Annotated in this window: 21 protein-coding genes; 7 read left to right on the forward strand and 14 right to left on the reverse strand. The window is 32.2% G+C overall.

Annotated elements, in window-relative coordinates:
• The first annotated feature begins 80 nt into the window (after positions 1-80).
• Positions 81-656 (forward strand): hypothetical protein, encoded by a 576-nt coding sequence (locus C6990_RS01235; protein WP_182128061.1) that lies wholly within the window; start codon positions 81-83, stop codon positions 654-656.
• A 55-nt stretch (positions 657-711) separates the two neighbouring features.
• Positions 712-900: a C2H2-type zinc finger protein gene (locus C6990_RS01240; RefSeq protein ID WP_182127919.1), complete on the forward strand. Its 189-nt coding sequence runs from the start codon at positions 712-714 to the stop codon at positions 898-900.
• Between the two features lie 10 nt (positions 901-910).
• Here the strand turns inward: C6990_RS01240 and C6990_RS01245 are convergent, their stop codons facing one another.
• On the reverse strand, positions 911-1,120 hold the full coding sequence (locus tag C6990_RS01245) for a hypothetical protein (RefSeq protein ID WP_048114637.1): 210 nt from the start codon (positions 1,118-1,120) through the stop codon (positions 911-913).
• Positions 1,121-1,214: 94 nt separating this feature from the next.
• On the opposite strand from C6990_RS01245, the gene C6990_RS01250 reads away from it, so the two are divergent.
• Positions 1,215-2,261 carry a tyrosine--tRNA ligase gene (locus C6990_RS01250; RefSeq protein ID WP_182127920.1) on the forward strand — a complete coding sequence of 349 codons (1,047 nt, stop codon included), beginning with the start codon at positions 1,215-1,217 and terminating at the stop codon, positions 2,259-2,261.
• On the opposite strand, the gene cobJ is transcribed toward C6990_RS01250, so the two are convergent.
• The 6 genes from cobJ to C6990_RS01280 are packed head-to-tail and all read right to left on the reverse strand — an operon-like array spanning position 2,258 to position 7,420.
• Positions 2,258-3,052, reverse strand: coding sequence for a precorrin-3B C(17)-methyltransferase (gene cobJ / locus C6990_RS01255; protein WP_182127921.1), 795 nt, complete (start codon positions 3,050-3,052; stop codon positions 2,258-2,260). The two genes, C6990_RS01250 and cobJ, sit on opposite strands and share 4 nt — an antisense overlap.
• 48 nt (positions 3,053-3,100) lie before the next feature.
• Complete coding sequence (locus C6990_RS01260; RefSeq protein WP_182127922.1) at positions 3,101-4,564, reverse strand: DUF7482 domain-containing protein; 1,464 nt, start codon at positions 4,562-4,564, stop codon at positions 3,101-3,103.
• A gap of 38 nt (positions 4,565-4,602) precedes the next feature.
• Entirely contained in the window at positions 4,603-6,006 is a 1,404-nt protein-coding gene (locus tag C6990_RS01265; protein WP_182127923.1) for an aspartate kinase, read from the reverse strand.
• A gap of 35 nt (positions 6,007-6,041) precedes the next feature.
• A complete protein-coding gene (gene pcn / locus C6990_RS01270; protein ID WP_182127924.1) occupies positions 6,042-6,788 on the reverse strand; it encodes a proliferating cell nuclear antigen (pcna) in 747 nt (248 codons plus the stop codon).
• Between the two features lie 34 nt (positions 6,789-6,822).
• Positions 6,823-7,140, reverse strand: coding sequence for a transcription factor S (locus C6990_RS01275; protein WP_182127925.1), 318 nt, complete (start codon positions 7,138-7,140; stop codon positions 6,823-6,825).
• 1 nt (position 7,141) lies between these two features.
• Positions 7,142-7,420 carry an RpoL/Rpb11 RNA polymerase subunit family protein gene (locus tag C6990_RS01280; protein ID WP_048114616.1) on the reverse strand — a complete coding sequence of 93 codons (279 nt, stop codon included), beginning with the start codon at positions 7,418-7,420 and terminating at the stop codon, positions 7,142-7,144.
• Between the two features lie 51 nt (positions 7,421-7,471).
• Between C6990_RS01280 and C6990_RS01285 the strand changes: the two genes are divergently transcribed.
• Positions 7,472-8,008 carry a hypothetical protein gene (locus C6990_RS01285; RefSeq protein WP_182127926.1) on the forward strand — a complete coding sequence of 179 codons (537 nt, stop codon included), beginning with the start codon at positions 7,472-7,474 and terminating at the stop codon, positions 8,006-8,008.
• Between the two features lie 45 nt (positions 8,009-8,053).
• Here the strand turns inward: C6990_RS01285 and C6990_RS01290 are convergent, their stop codons facing one another.
• The 4 genes from C6990_RS01290 to C6990_RS01305 are packed head-to-tail and all read right to left on the reverse strand — an operon-like array spanning position 8,054 to position 12,438.
• Positions 8,054-9,604, reverse strand: a complete 1,551-nt coding sequence (locus C6990_RS01290) for a hypothetical protein (protein ID WP_182127927.1) — start codon at positions 9,602-9,604, stop codon at positions 8,054-8,056.
• Entirely contained in the window at positions 9,601-10,551 is a 951-nt protein-coding gene (locus tag C6990_RS01295; RefSeq protein ID WP_182127928.1) for a vWA domain-containing protein, read from the reverse strand. The genes C6990_RS01290 and C6990_RS01295 overlap by 4 nt, the downstream gene beginning before the upstream one ends.
• Positions 10,552-10,553: 2 nt before the next feature.
• Positions 10,554-11,426 (reverse strand): DUF58 domain-containing protein, encoded by an 873-nt coding sequence (locus C6990_RS01300; protein ID WP_182127929.1) that lies wholly within the window; start codon positions 11,424-11,426, stop codon positions 10,554-10,556.
• Between the two features lie 25 nt (positions 11,427-11,451).
• Positions 11,452-12,438 carry an AAA family ATPase gene (locus C6990_RS01305; RefSeq protein WP_182127930.1) on the reverse strand — a complete coding sequence of 329 codons (987 nt, stop codon included), beginning with the start codon at positions 12,436-12,438 and terminating at the stop codon, positions 11,452-11,454.
• A gap of 198 nt (positions 12,439-12,636) precedes the next feature.
• Here C6990_RS01305 and C6990_RS01310 point away from each other — a divergent pair, with 198 nt between their 5' ends.
• Together C6990_RS01310 and C6990_RS01315 are read left to right on the forward strand one after the other, a co-directional pair.
• Positions 12,637-12,789, forward strand: a complete 153-nt coding sequence (locus tag C6990_RS01310; protein WP_182127931.1) for a hypothetical protein — start codon at positions 12,637-12,639, stop codon at positions 12,787-12,789.
• 9 nt (positions 12,790-12,798) lie between these two features.
• Entirely contained in the window at positions 12,799-12,945 is a 147-nt protein-coding gene (locus C6990_RS01315; RefSeq protein ID WP_182127932.1) for a hypothetical protein, read from the forward strand.
• 3 nt (positions 12,946-12,948) lie between these two features.
• Here the strand turns inward: C6990_RS01315 and C6990_RS01320 are convergent, their stop codons facing one another.
• On the reverse strand, positions 12,949-13,443 hold the full coding sequence (locus C6990_RS01320) for a dual specificity protein phosphatase 23 (RefSeq protein WP_182127933.1): 495 nt from the start codon (positions 13,441-13,443) through the stop codon (positions 12,949-12,951).
• Positions 13,444-13,495: 52 nt separating this feature from the next.
• Positions 13,496-14,137, reverse strand: a complete 642-nt coding sequence (locus C6990_RS01325) for a cyclase family protein (protein WP_182127934.1) — start codon at positions 14,135-14,137, stop codon at positions 13,496-13,498.
• 75 nt (positions 14,138-14,212) lie between these two features.
• Here C6990_RS01325 and C6990_RS01330 point away from each other — a divergent pair, with 75 nt between their 5' ends.
• On the forward strand, positions 14,213-14,470 hold the full coding sequence (locus C6990_RS01330; RefSeq protein WP_182127935.1) for an Lrp/AsnC ligand binding domain-containing protein: 258 nt from the start codon (positions 14,213-14,215) through the stop codon (positions 14,468-14,470).
• Here C6990_RS01330 and C6990_RS01335 read toward each other — a convergent pair.
• Entirely contained in the window at positions 14,465-15,616 is a 1,152-nt protein-coding gene (locus tag C6990_RS01335; RefSeq protein WP_182127936.1) for an aminotransferase class V-fold PLP-dependent enzyme, read from the reverse strand. The two genes, C6990_RS01330 and C6990_RS01335, sit on opposite strands and share 6 nt — an antisense overlap.
• Between the last annotated feature and the right edge of the window lie 3 nt (positions 15,617-15,619).

The raw sequence follows: 15,619 nt of genomic DNA on the forward strand, positions 1-15,619 counted from the left end.
GTAATGCTGTTTATAACTAGTCTATAAATCTCATCGGTGAAACATGAATTTTTATATTTCAAAAATTGGCAAACGGCATTATGAAACCACGTCATCTTGAAAAAACAGATTCAGGCTACAAAGTCTATCTGTATATTTTCTATGTTTGTGGAGTAATTATGTTATCCACTCTAGTATTTGGAGTGTATGTTACAATGATAGAATGGATTGAAAATGGAACATATGTGATGGGAGAAGCAATTCATAATACTACAATTCCGTTTGAAAACTTTGCAAGAGTATCCACATGGATATTTTTTTCTACAATAATTGGATGGTATTGTGTTTCAAGAATTGGTTGGAGAAGAACTGCAGGAAATAAAATTGTTGGAACAAAGATGGCATTACTTCAGTTAATGCTTTTAGGATTTTCAATAATTACACTTTATGAAGTGATATACAATTTTACAGTATTGAATGCACAAATTACGGCAGGGATTGTAGATGGAATGGTTCCAGATATAGATAGATTATCAGTTGCTTATCCAGATCCTGATAGACCATGGAATTTGGTTTTTGCAACCAAGGTATTTCTTGCGGCGTTTATAATCAGTACCCATGCATTTTATCTTAGCATAAAACCACGGAAAAGTCTAGATGAATCAGGAATAGAATAGTGAGTTTAAGATTTTTTCATAAAAACTATTTCTAGTATGAACGAGTATTTTCAGTATGGGGTTATTTGGTTCTAGTAGTAATGATTTAAAATGTAAAAAATGCGGAACAGTTCTTCCTGATTCTGAAAGATTAAAGAAGCATCAAGAAAAAGCACACAATAAGAAAAAAGAAAAGTGTCGAGTGTGTGGAACTGAATTTGACACTCAAGATGAATTGAGAAAACACAAAAAGAATTGTAAGTAGGGTTCAGAAATTATTCTGACAAACCTGATTCATATTTTGCAGGTTTTTTGAGTGCTTTTTCAATTGCATCCAAGTTTGCAATTTCATTTTTTGAATTCATTGTAAGTGTTTTTACCATTTCTGAACCTAGTTGTACTGATTGCTCAGGTAACGTATCTAGAAATTTTTGAAGTGCTTTTTTGTAATTTTCAATTAGATTTAATCCATCTTCAAGAGTCATATATGGAACAAAGACATCCCATATTCAAAGTTTCCAAAGTCGTCTAAATTTTTTGAATAACTTTATACGTTTAGATCATAAAACTTGTTTTGATTTGGATATTACAGAAAAAGTAGATCTGATTGAAAAACCACCAACTGAAGAAGTTGTCACTCATGATGAGTTAATCGAGTTATTCAAATCAAATTCATCACCAAAACACTACATTGGTCTTGAAATTTCAGGATTTTTGCATCTTGGTAGTTTAATCAGCACAGGTTTCAAAATTAATGATTTTGTAAAAGCTGGAGTAAACTGTACAATATTTCTTGCAGATTGGCACACGCTAATTAATGATAAACTTGGAGGGGATTGGGAAACAATATCAAAAGTCTCAAAATATTATCAAGATGCATTCAAGTTAGTATGTCCTGATGCAAAAATTATCTTAGGCTCAAAATTGTATGAAGAAAAAACTGAGTATTGGTCTGAACTTGTAAAATTTACAAAACATATGTCAATTGCAAGAACTATGCGAACTCTTACAATAATGGGACGCTCTGAAGATGATAAAAAAATAGATCTTGCTAAATTACTCTATCCTGCAATGCAGGCAGTAGACATCCATTCATTAGATGTCGATATTGCACATGCTGGAATGGATCAAAGAAAAATTCACATGTTAGTTAGAGAAATTTTTCCCAAAATGAAATGGAAGGTTCCTGTAGCGGTACATCACAAACTGTTACCTGGACTTTCAAAACCTGCAGACACTAATGATTCTCAAATATTAGGTAAAATGAGTAAATCTGATCCAAATTCTGGGGTTTTTATTCATAATTCAGATGAAGAAATAAAGAAAAAAATTAGCAAAGCCTGGTGTGAGGAAGCAAATATTCAAAATAACCCATTGTTAGAAATTTCAAGAACTATAATCTTTCATGATTTTAATGAGATGAAAGTTGAAAGACCTGAAAAATTTGGTGGAAATGTATCATATTTTGAATATGAACAACTTGAAGCAGATTTTGCTCAAAAGAAACTACACCCAGGAGATTTGAAACAAACTGTTGGAAATTATTTGGTGAAAGTAATTTCTCCAATTAGAGAAAAGCTAAATCTGAGTGAAGAAGTTAATGAAGCAATTAAGAAAAGCTATTAGACTTTAAGATCTGGATTAGTTTGTTCTTCTAAATTATACTTTGATTTGTATCCTCTTGGGTTAATCATTAAATCTTTGTAAGTATATGTTGATGAATTACCAATAATTACAGTACTGATCATTCCTAATTTGTCAGAGTGGTTAGGTAGATTTTCCAAATCAGTCATTTCAATTGTTTCAGATTCTCTAAATGCTCCTTTAATTATTGCTACAGGGGTAGTAGGTTTTCTATATTTTAAAAGAACTTTTCTTGTATCTTGTAATTGATGAATTCTTTTTTTGCTTGCAGGATTGTAAATAACAATTACAAAGTCACCTTGAGCTGCTGCTTCAACTCTTTTTTCAATAACTTCCCATGGAACTAATAGATCACTCATACTAACTACTGCAAAATCAGTCATAAGAGGTGAGCCAATAATTGATGCACATGAATTTAGTGCCGATACGCCTGGTACAATCTCTACTTGCAGACCTTCTTTAGGATCCCAGTTAGATTCTGCAAGTGTTTCATAAATTAATCCAGCCATTCCATAAATTCCTGGATCTCCACTTGATACAAGTGAAACAATTTTTCCAGACTTTGCAAGATCAATGCACTGGTGAGCTCTTTCAACTTCTTGTGTCATTGCATAACGATATACTGTTTTGCCTTCAATTAGATCTTGTACTAAATTTACATAGGTTTCATAGCCAACAATAGTATCACTTTCTTCAATTACTTCTTTGGCTCTAAATGTCATGTGATCATGATGTCCGGGGCCAACACCAACAATGTTGAGTTTACCAGTCAATTAAGAATAATTTTTCTGCCAAGTAATTTATCCGTTTAGTGGAATATGTTATTGGAATGGATCTATGAATGGGCAATTAACTATATGATCACTGTTTAGTGGTCTGGCAATACTAACTGAAAGTAAACCATCAGCACGAAATGCATCAATATCTGATTTTGTCTCCAAAATTTTTGCTGATTCGGGATTATTCCATTCAACTAGATAAATTCGCCACATCGGACTGTAATTTTTATCATCAAGGGATGCACCCGCAATTCCTGCTTGGAATCCTAATGGACCAGAACCTTTAATTCCATTTTTAAATTGGAAAAGATCTACTGCTCCAGAATGTGCAATCAGATTTGCAGAACTTGGAGATGATACAACACCCATTGTCTCTGCAGGTCCTAAAGGAGTAGCATCAGTTACAATGTAGTAAATTGTTCTTCCATCAGGTCCCCAACCTCTATGAGCAACAAAAGTAACTGTCAATTCTTCTTCATTGATTTCTATTATTTGTCCCCCACCATATGGCATATCATCAGTTATTTCTTTGTCAGAACGTATCTTCATCTGTCCATCAGGCCAAGTAATCTGTGGAGAGTTTAGTACTATTCCTGTTTCATTAAATTCTATTCTACCTTTTTCTTGAGCATCAATAATATCGGTAGCAGATTCAAATACTATTTCTTTTTGACCTTTTTTCCAGGTAACTTCAATTACAGAATTTAGTGCACTATATTCAGATTCTTGTGAAGGAGTACTAGAAAATACTTCATCTTGGAATCCATAGATTCCATCACCTTTTACTCCATTTTTAAAAATGAATATTTTTTGTAGTGTATCTTTAGGAACATCTGCAATTACAGGTGCTACCTCTACATTCCATTCTTGTTTTTCAGATAATTCTTTTGCATATTCTTTATCACTTCCATCTGTAATGATGTAAAGAATTTGATTTCCATTGTAGATTCCTTTATGCATTGGAATGGTAGCAGGCACATTAGTTCTTGAAAGTAGTGATGATGGTTCTTCTTTTTCTAATTCAATTTTTTGCATAATCACTTCAGTAGGCTGTCCTCTAATCCATCCATCAACACTTACAGTTGAAGTAAATTCTTTTGATGTTGGAGAATGTAATGCAAGTGCAGCTCCTGTAAACTCAAAAGATCCGGATTTTTCCTGTAAATCAATTAGAGATAATCCATAAATTGTTTTTCCATCAACAGTCCATGTTGGCTGTCCTTTTGAATCTTGAGGATTAATTTCATGTAAAACAACTATCTGAACAGGTGAACTTGAGGTAAATGTCATAGAGCCATCATACAAAGTTCCTTCATTTGGAGAAAGAATTAGTGCTAACTGATGATTCTCATGTCCTAGCCCAGGATCTTGAGAAGAGGTTATAGTTTGAGTGAAATGGATTTTTTTTCTTGAACCTGCATCTGCAAACTGATCAGAAATGGAAGAAAGTGAAATGAGACCAATGGCTAAAACTCCAATTAACAAAACAGCAATTAGTTTTTTCAATAAATCTATTTTGGTTTATGCCCTTAAATGATTTTGTCTCAATTGATTTTGTCTAGTTCAAATGCGTTATGCAGTGCTCGAACTGCTGCATTTGTATCAGAATTTTTAACAACAAAAGCAAGATTTAGTTCTGATGAACCTTGGGTTATCATGGATACGTTGATTTTATTTTTCTCAATTGCTCCAAATACTCTTGATGCTACTCCAACTGTTCCTCTCATTCCAGAACCTATCAATGCAATAATGGCCACATTAGTAGTAATTTCCAATTTTTTGATAATTTTTCCCAATAATTCCATCTCTAGTGCACTGACTGCTTTATCAAGATCAGTATTTTTTACCACAATTGTTATGCTTGATTCGGATGGATTTTGTGAGATCATCATTACATTAATGCCAGATTTTGCTAATGTTTCAAATATTTTTGCTGCAGTTCCAGGAGTTCCAACCATACTGCCACCTCGAATATCAATTAGTCCATTATTTTGAATATTACTTACACATTTGACAGTATTTTTTACTGATGCTGATGGTGATACAGTTACTAAGGTACCTTCATTTTTGACATTAAATGAATTTCTAATCTTCATTGGAATTTTCTTTGATAGTAAGGGCTCAAAGGTTCTTGGATGAATTTGCTTGGCACCAAACATAGCCATCTCAACTGCTTCAATGTATGAAACTTCTTTTAGTAATTTTGCATTCTTTACTATTTTTGGATCAGCAGTCATTAGTCCGTCAACATCACTCATCAACCAAATTTCATCTGCCTTTATACAAGAACCAATAGTTGTTGCAGAATAATCTGAACCACCTCTACCAAATGTAGTTACATGTCCGTGTTGATCTGCACCTGCAAATCCTCCCACTACAGGAACAATCTTCTTTGAGAATAAATTATCTACAGTCTTTGATACTCTAAGTCTGGTAGTATCCATTAATGGTTTTGATTCACCAAAATTTGAATCAGTGATTATTCCAACTTCCTTTCCAGTAAGAGGAATTGATTTTTTTCCTGAATCATTGATTGCTGCTGAGATTAATTTTATCGATAGTCTTTCACCAAATGAAATGAGATAATCCATTGATCTTGATGTAACCTCACCAAGTAATACCATTCCATCAATTAAAGCAAGAAGTTCTGAAAAATCTTCATCTAGTTTTCTTAATAATTTTTTTTGTAGATCAGATTTTTTGATTGTCTGTTTTGCTAACTGTTTGTGTCGATTTGTAATCTTTGATGCAAGTTGTTCAGCTTTTGATTTATTTTCTTTTTTTATTGATTCAGATATCTCTATTAGATCATCAGTTGTTCCACTAATAGCAGAACAAACAACTACAATTTGATGTTTCTTTGATAAAGAGTTAATCTGTTTAGCTATTGCTTGAATGTCTTTGGTAGCAGAGATTGATGTTCCGCCATATTTTATTACGAGTCTCAATTCAAAGTACCTGAATTAGTTAATCTTTAAATGCTTTAACTTTCCACGCGTGGGGCCAAGTAAAAGTGAATTCTGCCAATATTTGCTACCTTAAATTCAATTCTGAGAGGTTTTGCGCTTGAAAACTCACATGTGATAAAGCCTGCAGTGGTACCTACTGCCTTTACTACAGGATTCAGATACTCAAGGCTGTAAGTTCCAATACTGTCTTCTTTTGAGGAGATTTCTTCAATCTCTTCATCTTCTTTATCCAAATCTATCACTACCTCTCCGGAATCTCCTTTACCTGAAAAGTCACCCTTAGAATCAGATGTATGGATTGTTAGATAATCAGATACTACCTGCACATCGCCGAGAATTTTATCAAACTTTGAGGAGGATAAAATTATTTTAGAATCATACGGAATTTTTGGTAATGGTGTATCTGTTGCAGAACTTTCAATTAAACGCATTTTGTATTTTTTATTTTTTCCAACAGTAACTAGTAACATATTTTGTTCAGAGATGCTAATCTCTATGCTATCTTTTTTGTCAGCTCTTTTGATAAGTTTTGAAAATTCATCAATTCTAACTCCAAATTTAATATCACTATCACATTCATATTTTTCAAATGCAGAGTTTGGCCAAGAAATATCAATTAAAGCGACATGAGATGGATCCATCCCTCTGAAGGTAATTCCTTCTGCTGTTGCAACAAAAGTAGCTTCTTCAACAAGTGTAGATATTGCAGATATGATTGCCTTTAGATCATCAGAACCACTTGTTTTTGCTCCAAAAGTCAAATCAATTTTCTTGACTTAAAGTTCCAGTTAAACGTTATGTGTAATCTCGCCAGGTGTATTTACATTTCTGGCAGCGATAAAATCTTGTTGTAGGTTCATCTGCACTTCTAGTTTGAAACATCCACCAAACTGCCTCATCATGACCACATTTTTCACATTCTAATTTGATTGTTGGATGAATATCTTCTCCTTCATCTCCTTCAAAAGCTAAAAGTGAAAAATCTTCTTTTTCTTCTTCAACAATTTTTTTTGTCTCTTTTACTTTTTGTCCTTCTATGTAGCCACATTTTGAGCATTCAAGACCAGAAGTACCCTTCTTTAATTTGACCTCACATTTGGGGCAAAATTTCAATCTAATTTACCTTAATTTTAGAATTAAATAGTTGCTTGAACTCTTCTGCCATTTTTATTGCGGAATCTGTTGCTTTTTTAATTTCTCCCAGAGGTTTTGTACTGGAGTTAATTCTCATCCAGCATTCATTGGTAAGGGGATGTTTTACTATAACTCCTGCAAAATCAATATTTGATCCTTTTAGGAGTTCATGTTGAATAATGTATAAGATTCCTATATCAGTCTCAGTGATAGAAAGGCTGATTTCTTTTGGTTCAGAACTGATCACTTGTGCGTTCATGTATTCAGAAAAAGCACTTATTGCGGATATAAATCATTATGAGCGGTAGGAATGGCAGAAAGTAAGATTTCAGAGATAAAACTAGTAAATTCCAAGGATGAGTACTCATCTGATGAAAATGTGGAGATTAATGTACAATTTTCAGTTGAAGGAGACCTCAGAAATGCGTTTAATGAAGCAAATTGGACTAAAGCCTACAATAACAATGATGTTTCTTTCAAAATGAAATATGGTATTAAATTGACATCAGGTGGATTCAGAAAGAAGGAATTAGGCAGGACCATTGATACCTATAGAAAGGCATCAATCTTTTGGACCAGAAATCCAAAACTAGTCAATCCAATGAAAGATAGAAGAATTTGGGTCCAGGTAGCCAAAAATTTTGAGCCATTTATCAGACTAACTGAAGAAGAGGTAAGGCAAGAACTTTTTGACTTTGATGAGAAATTTGTATTCAAAGCTTCAGATTTAGGAAAAGGCAAGCACAAGATTAGCGCTGAGGCATTTGCATCATGGCAAAAGCATGACTATACAGAAACTGGTAGTATCAAGAATAATTCTAGTGAAATTGAAATCACAATCAATTAGGACCTGTTTGAATATTTACTAAAAATAACTATAGCAGTATTTTGATTATTTTTTCAGGTTGTTATGTTTTCTATGAAAAAGTTGTTGAGCAATACTAATCATTTTGTTGAAATCTTCGTCAGTTGCATCAAGTTTTGCAAACTCAACTAAGCTTGAAAGTTGAAAACAATATCTAATATCAGATATAGGATAAACACTATTCTCCAGATGGGATATTAGATCTTCGTTTGTAATTTCCTTGTTTAATTTTAATTCATAACTCAAGAAAAGTCTGATTGCTTGACTGACTTTACCATAAGCATCTTTGTATTGTTTTTTATTGAAATTATCTTTTGCCTCAATTAGTAAATTATTTGATTCTAAGACATAATCAAATTTTTTTGATTCTTTAGAAATGGGGGGCTTTGAGGGAATTTTCTTTTTAATTTTTAATTTTTCATATAGAAAATATGCAATGATACCTGCAGGTACGAGTATCAAAAGTGGATACAGATGTGAGTAATCTTTCCATGGTTTCTCAAGTTGAATGTTTACCAATTCATCATTTTTAAAATCTGCTACAATTGTTGCAGTCTGTGTTTCATCATTTTTGTAAACTAATGAGATAGAAGTCATGTTTTGATCAAAAATAAATTCTAAATTCTGCTCTACAAATGTATCTTGAATCAATTGGTTCTCATAGTCTTGAAAAGTAGGATCTGCTCTGAGTTTAGCTAATAATCCTTCTTGTTCTTCCTGAGTTTGCTTTTGGATCTTAGTTATGGTTCCATTTATCATACTTCCCTCAATTTTTGCCCATTTTCCTTGCTCATTTTGATAATTTACTTCAAAATCTCCTGTTGAATCAGAACTAGGATTCAGATTTCCACCAGTTACGTTGTATCCCTGTTTCAAAAGTTCATGATGAGATTTTTGAAAATCTTTAGCAGATGCAAGTTGATTTTCAAATGTTTTTTTGAGGCTATTTTCTTCTTGTAATTGCTCTTGAATTTCTTTTTTTAAAGCATTGCTGTCTTGTGCTAATTGATTATTTTGAAGTCTTTGTTGTGGATCTTGGGCTATAGGAGACGGTTGATTCATTATCTGATCTAATTTTTGTTGAAGAGATTGTTGTGTACTTGAGGGGTTATTCTGAGCAGATGCTCCTTGCTGAGATGAGCTTTGCATTTTATTTTGTACGTTATTTTTTTGAGATTCATCTGTAACAAAATGAATTGTGATTGGATCAAAGGAGACATTCATTTGATTTCCATCATTGTAAATGAAATTCAGATTTACTGAAAGAATAGCAGGTGAGGTACTAGTTCCAAAGTCTAATGAAACTATCTGGGTTCCTTCATTAACGGTAAACATAGATGCTTGTGTGTTAGAGCTTGAAAATTGTGTGTTTGCTTGTCTAATTTGTTGAGTTATAGTGTATTGTAGCATGCCAGATATTTGTTGATTGAAATTATTTTGAATTTCCAGAGGAATTACAGCATTTTCTCCAATCTTGAAATAATACTGTGATTGTTCAACAGACATCACAATGTCTTCTGCAAATACAAATGGAAATTCAATTAAAAATAATAAAAATAATAAACATATTTTGCTCATTGAATAATTCTCCCCTTACCATATCTCATGTAGATTTGTAAAAAGAACAATCCAAGTGATGCTGCAAAGAACCAGTCTTTTATGCTGGTATCTTCTTGCTCTCGTTTAATATCTTGACTGATATTTTTGTAGATGTTTTCAAGAGTCATAGAATCTATTGACTTGAAATATTTTCCACCAGTATTCTCAGCTATTGTCTTAAGGGTTGTTTCATCAAGTTCTGCATATTGAGCCCTACCAAAAAAATCATATCCCAAAACTACCTTATTTTCTGAACCTAAACCAATGGTGTAAACTTGAATGTCATTTAATTTGGCAAATGCAACTGCCTCACTAGGAGTAATCACTCCTGCATTGTTAACACCGTCACTGAGGAGGATGACTACTTTTTGCTTATTTGGTACGGATATAGCCATATCAATTCCAAGACTCAATCCATCACCTATTGCAGTTTTGCCTTCCCTTGGCAGAATATCTCTGAGTTTATCTATCACCTTATCCTTGTATGGACTTAGATATGCAGCAGTGGTAGCCCCTGTTTCAAAAGTTACAATACCTGCATTGTCTTTTGGTTGAAGAGAATCTAGTAAAATTTCAGCAGATTTTTTCGCAGATTCCAATCTGTTAGGAGGGTAATCTTCTGCTTGCATGCTTCCAGAATTATCAATCACTAGAACTACGTTCACACCCTCTTTAGTTTGTTCTAATGGGATATGAGGATCTGCAAATCCAATTATCATCAATACAATTACTGAAATTGATATGTAAAACAACAAAGAGTCTCGTTTAGTTTTCTTCTTGTTTCCTAATGCAGATTTGATAAATGATAAATTGCTAAATTGTATTGCTGCTTTTTTCTTTTTTGTTAGAATTTTATTGTAGAAATAAAATAATGCAGGTATAACCAAAAGAAAAATTAGAACATATTGATTATCAAATCCTGCCATTTTTACTTACTCCTTTTCTTAAAGAATTTTTTCAGTGATGTTGAATAGTCTTGTTCGGTCAATAAGGGAACGGTATCAACTTTTATCTTCATCATACTAGATTGAAACTTTGAATCGTTTTCAGATATCAATCTTGAATATGAATTTCTAAATTCTTCATTTGATGTATCTACTAGAATTTGCTCACCTGTCTCCTCATCTTCTAGCTCTATCATCCCAACATCAGGAATCTCTCTTTCTCTAGGATCAATTATTCTCAAAGCAATTACATCATGACGCCTTCGTAGTAGTTTGAGTGGTTTAAGATAATCGCTATTATCAATAAAATCAGAGATTACAAAGACAATGCTTTTTCTTTTAATTATTTTTGATATTTCTTCAAGTGATTTTTTGAGGTTAGTTTTCCTAGAATTAGGCGTAAAAGTGGTCAGAAAATCCAATAATTGGATGATGTGTTTTCTTCTTTTCTTTGCTGGAATGAATTTTTCAACATTTTCTGTAGTCAGAAAAATTCCAACACCATCATTATTTCGAAGTGCTGCAAACATTAGACTAGCAATTATCTCAACAGATTTTTCTTTTTTTGAGATGTTTGTACCAAAACTTCCAGAACCAGAAATATCAATAATAAAATATACTTGCAAATCTCTTTCTTCGATAAACTCCTTGATGTAAGGATGATTAAATCTGGCAGTAACTTTCCAATCTATTGCTCGTATATCATCACCTGCTCTATAATCCCTTATTTCAGAAAATTCAATTCCTTGTCCTTTGAAAATAGAATTATAATTTCCAGTAATTATTCCATCTACTAGTTGTTTTGTTTTAATATCTAATTTTTTAATTTTTTTTAACATTTCTTTTGTTTGGAGCATTTTCTCACCAGAAAATATTCTAATATTACGGAATTGTAATTTTATCAATAATTTTTTTTATGATCTCATCTGTTGTGACTTCATCTGCCTCTGCTTCATAAGTTAAAATAATTCTATGTCGCAATACATCATTAACTACGTCTTGTACATCTTTTGGAATTACGTATCCTCTTCCTTGTAAAAATGCATTTGCTTTTGCAGATATGGTTAACCATAATGATGCCCTTGGAGATGCACCATATTCAATTAGTTCAGAAAGTTGTAGATCATATTTATTTGGAAATCTTGTTGCATCTACAATTTGTGTGATATATGTTCTAACTTTTTCATCAGCATAAATTTTAGGTATAAAATCTTGCATTTCTAAAAGTTTTTCATTCGATAGAATTTTTGCTGGTTGATATGAAATTCCTTCAGTGAATCTTTGAATAATTTCTGATTCTTGTTCTATTGTTGGGTAGGAAATTAGAATTTTAAACATAAAACGATCTACCTGAGCTTCAGGCAACTTGTATGTTCCTTCAGATTCAACTGGGTTTTGTGTAGCCATTACAAAAAATGGTTTTTCTAATTGATACGTTTCTCCCTGAATACTTACTTGGTTCTCTTGCATTGCCTCAAGTAATGCAGATTGAACCTTTGGCGGTGCACGATTGATTTCATCGGCAAGTATGAAATTTGAAAATATAGGACCTTTGATTGTTTTAAATGAAGTTGAGGCATGATCATAGATTTTAGTTCCCAAAATGTCTGCAGGGAGAAGATCAGGTGTAAATTGCAATCTAACAAACTGAGAATTAATGCAATTAGACATTGTTTGGACGAGTAATGTCTTTGCCAAACCAGGAACTCCCTCAAGTAAAACATGTCCCCGAGATAACAATGCAACAATTAATTTTTCAATAATTTTGTCTTGGCCTACAATTACCTTTGAGATTTCTTTTTGGAGACTTTGGAGGGTGACTGAAAATTCTTTGGCTTGATTTGTTAATGCAGTAACTTCCTGACTCATTTTGTGTCACTCCAAGTAGAGGTAAAAATACAATTGAGATTTATAAAAATTACTTAACAAAGTATCATTTGCTATCCAAATATGTAGAAAATTAATTCTGTATTCTAATTTTATTGAAAAACATGCCTAGAAATACGGTTATTATAAAAAAATATCAAGGTCAATTAGGGATATAAGGAACTTTTTGAGAGATTCAATATGGCAAAATATGATGGTCTGTTAGGACAACCAATTCTTGAAGTTGAAGAACCTGATAAAGAAGACGGAATTACCTTTATCTTCAAAGACAACAGGTTTTTGTTCATCAAAGCAATTGATGGAAAAATTGAGACCGTGTCAATTCCAGAATAGGTGATATGAATGGAAAAATTTGATGCAATCAAAATGTTAGAACTTGTAAAAGTTGAAGATCCTGATTCAGACGGAGGATTAACTATGATTTTCCAAGAAAATAAAACTTTGAAAATTAAAGTTGTAGATGGAAAATTAGTTTCTGAATTTGTCTAAGAACTAATTTTTTACATGTTTTTCATAAAAACCAATAGCTAGTTCTTGTACTTCAGATTGAATAGAACCAGGTCTTTCATCTCGAATTTTTTTAATTGCATCTTTTGCTGCATATTTTTTATATTTTACAAAATAACATGCAAGGATTGTTCCTGCTCTTCCCATTCCAGCTGCACAGTGAACCATTACAGATTGATTGTTGCTAATTTGTTCATGAATGAAATCCACTGCTAAATCAATTTTATCCATATCAGGGGCAGTTAGATCAGGTGTGGGAACATGAAGATAACCAATATCTTCTATCCAATCATCTGGTAATGAATTCTCAGTCATAGTTACAATTGATTTTACTCCTTGATCTAAAAGCCAATTAAATTCATCAAAAGTTGTGGGAAATCCCGAACCAGCTAATTGTTCTTCGATCAACCAAGAAAAGTTTGTTGGTTTTTTTGTAATTTTTCCATGAACTTTTCTCCATAAATTCCCAGGTTTGCTCATATGAGTAATAGGAAACTGCTGTATTTTTAGCATTGCGAAATATTGAATAAAATTATGATGCTACCGCTCTTACAGGTGAGCCTGTTGCATCTTTTAGTTTTAGTGGTAGAATTGTAAAATTAAATTCCCTAGAAGGAATCTTATTCAAATTTGTTAGATTTTCTACTATCAGAATATTATTTTTTGAGAAAATATGGTGAGTAGTAAATGATTCATCTTTTCCTAGATCTATACTTGGAGAATCTATTCCAACAAGATTGATTCTTTTTGCTACAAGATAATCTGCAGCTGATTTGTCCAGTCCCGGATTTTCAGTAAAATAATTGTTCTTTGTCAGATTTTTTTGCCATTCTGTAAAGAAGAAAATCGATGATTCATTTGGAATTTTTCCAGTTTTTTTTTCAAATAAAATAATATCCTTCTTTGTAATAGGGCAGTTTCTAGTTTTTTTGAGTTTTATTAGAATGGCTTTTCCAACTAGTCTATCAATAGGAATTTGATGTATCTTGATTCCATTTTTAACAAAATGATATGGTGCATCAATATGAGTTCCAGTATGAGAACTTAGGAACAATAATTCAAGATTGTATCCATCATCTTTGATATCAGACCATAAAATGAATTGAGGTTTTGGGGAACCGGGAAAACTTGGGATAGATTTTGAAATTGTAAGTGTAAGATCTATTGGTTTCATATCAATAGAAACTACTGGTAATTAATCAATTTATGAACTATGAAAAGTTAAATACTCTTTGATGAAAATCATCCTGTGCCTACTGCATATGTTCTATTAAATTCTGATTTAGGTTCAGATGAATCAATAATTGCCGAAGTAAAACAGATTCTAGCTGATGGGGATATCAAATATGAGGTTCAAGGTGTCTATGGCGTATACGATATTGTATTAAAATTGACATCTGATGATGCAGAAAAACTACGTGGAATTATCACTAACAAGATCAGAAAAATCAATAAAGTTCAATCAACATTGACCATGATGGTCATAGAAGAACAAGAAAATCTATAGTTTCTTTATTTCATCAATTACCTGAAGCATTTCAGATTCAGTATTAAAAAAGTGAGGAGATACTCGGATAATTTTTTGCTCCATAATTTCCCTAACCGCTAAAATAATATTTTGTTTTTCAAGTCTATCTACTACTTTTTGGGAATCATGCCCTTTCACATTAAAAGATACTATGCTTGTTCTTTCGTTTGGATCATCAGGTCCATACAAAATAATATTAGGAATTTTTGATAATTCTTCTCTGAACATATTTGACAAGTACTGATTCTTTTGTCTAATGTTATTCAAACCAAATTTCATCAAATACCTTGCAGATGATTCCAAGCCGACTATTCCGACATAATTTCTAAAACCAGTTTGAAATTTGTCGGGAAGTTCTTTGAAAGCAAGATTAGTTTCATCATAAATTATTGCAGATTCACCTCCTATAGTCATAGGTTTCAGTAATTCGCTTGATCTTCTATTGCAATAAAATAATCCAGTACCCATTGGTCCGCAAAGCCATTTTGAGCCATTAAATGACATAAAATTACATTTTATCTTTGATACATCCATTTCACCTAAACATCCTACAGTTTGTGCACTATCAATAAAGAATGGAATTTTATCATCAAGAATTTTTGCAATTTCTTCTACAGGTAATATCGAGCCAGTATTGTATAATGCATGACTCAAAGCAACTAGTTTTGTGTTTTGATCAACTAGAGATTTTAAATCATCTAATTCGAAAAAACCATTTTTATCGATAGTAAGATTTTTTACAGAAATTTTGTCTTTGAGTTTAATCCAGGGATAATAATTTGCATGATGTTCATGTCCCATTCCACGAATGATTATATTTGATTTTTCATCAAAAGAAAGACCATTTGCTACAAAATTTATTCCATCAGTTGTACTCTGAGTAAGAACTACCTCATCAGGCTGACACGAAATTATTTTTGCAATTATTTTTCTAACATTTTGTAGTTTTTCAATTACAAATGGCTCTGAATCCTTTGAATCAGGGCCAATTGAATTGTATGAGATTAAAAATTCTTTCATGTCCTCTATACTTTGAGTGGGCATCAAGGATACTGATGCATTATTGAGATAGATTTTATTTGAATCTGGAAAATCATTAGAAATATCTTTTGAAGTTAAATTCATTAT

Origin of the sequence: Nitrosopumilus sp. b3, from assembly GCF_014078525.1 — an archaeon.
Lineage (GTDB): Archaea > Thermoproteota > Nitrososphaeria > Nitrososphaerales > Nitrosopumilaceae > Nitrosopumilus.

Bases quoted from the DNA above. Each gene is read 5' to 3' on its own strand.
- C6990_RS01310 (WP_182127931.1), top strand. From the start codon at position 12,637: ATGGCAAAATATGATGGTCTGTTAGGACAACCAATTCTTGAAGTTGAA.
- C6990_RS01235 (WP_182128061.1), top strand. From the start codon at position 81: ATGAAACCACGTCATCTTGAAAAAACAGATTCAGGCTACAAAGTCTAT.
- C6990_RS01290 (WP_182127927.1), bottom strand. From the start codon at position 9,604: ATGAGCAAAATATGTTTATTATTTTTATTATTTTTAATTGAATTTCCA.
- C6990_RS01245 (WP_048114637.1), bottom strand. From the start codon at position 1,120: ATGACTCTTGAAGATGGATTAAATCTAATTGAAAATTACAAAAAAGCA.
- C6990_RS01240 (WP_182127919.1), top strand. From the start codon at position 712: ATGGGGTTATTTGGTTCTAGTAGTAATGATTTAAAATGTAAAAAATGC.
- C6990_RS01320 (WP_182127933.1), bottom strand. From the start codon at position 13,443: ATGAGCAAACCTGGGAATTTATGGAGAAAAGTTCATGGAAAAATTACA.
- C6990_RS01325 (WP_182127934.1), bottom strand. From the start codon at position 14,137: ATGAAACCAATAGATCTTACACTTACAATTTCAAAATCTATCCCAAGT.
- C6990_RS01280 (WP_048114616.1), bottom strand. From the start codon at position 7,420: ATGAACGCACAAGTGATCAGTTCTGAACCAAAAGAAATCAGCCTTTCT.
- C6990_RS01305 (WP_182127930.1), bottom strand. From the start codon at position 12,438: ATGAGTCAGGAAGTTACTGCATTAACAAATCAAGCCAAAGAATTTTCA.
- C6990_RS01335 (WP_182127936.1), bottom strand. From the start codon at position 15,616: ATGAATTTAACTTCAAAAGATATTTCTAATGATTTTCCAGATTCAAAT.
- C6990_RS01295 (WP_182127928.1), bottom strand. From the start codon at position 10,551: ATGGCAGGATTTGATAATCAATATGTTCTAATTTTTCTTTTGGTTATA.
- C6990_RS01300 (WP_182127929.1), bottom strand. From the start codon at position 11,426: ATGCTCCAAACAAAAGAAATGTTAAAAAAAATTAAAAAATTAGATATT.
- C6990_RS01285 (WP_182127926.1), top strand. From the start codon at position 7,472: ATGGCAGAAAGTAAGATTTCAGAGATAAAACTAGTAAATTCCAAGGAT.
- C6990_RS01315 (WP_182127932.1), top strand. From the start codon at position 12,799: ATGGAAAAATTTGATGCAATCAAAATGTTAGAACTTGTAAAAGTTGAA.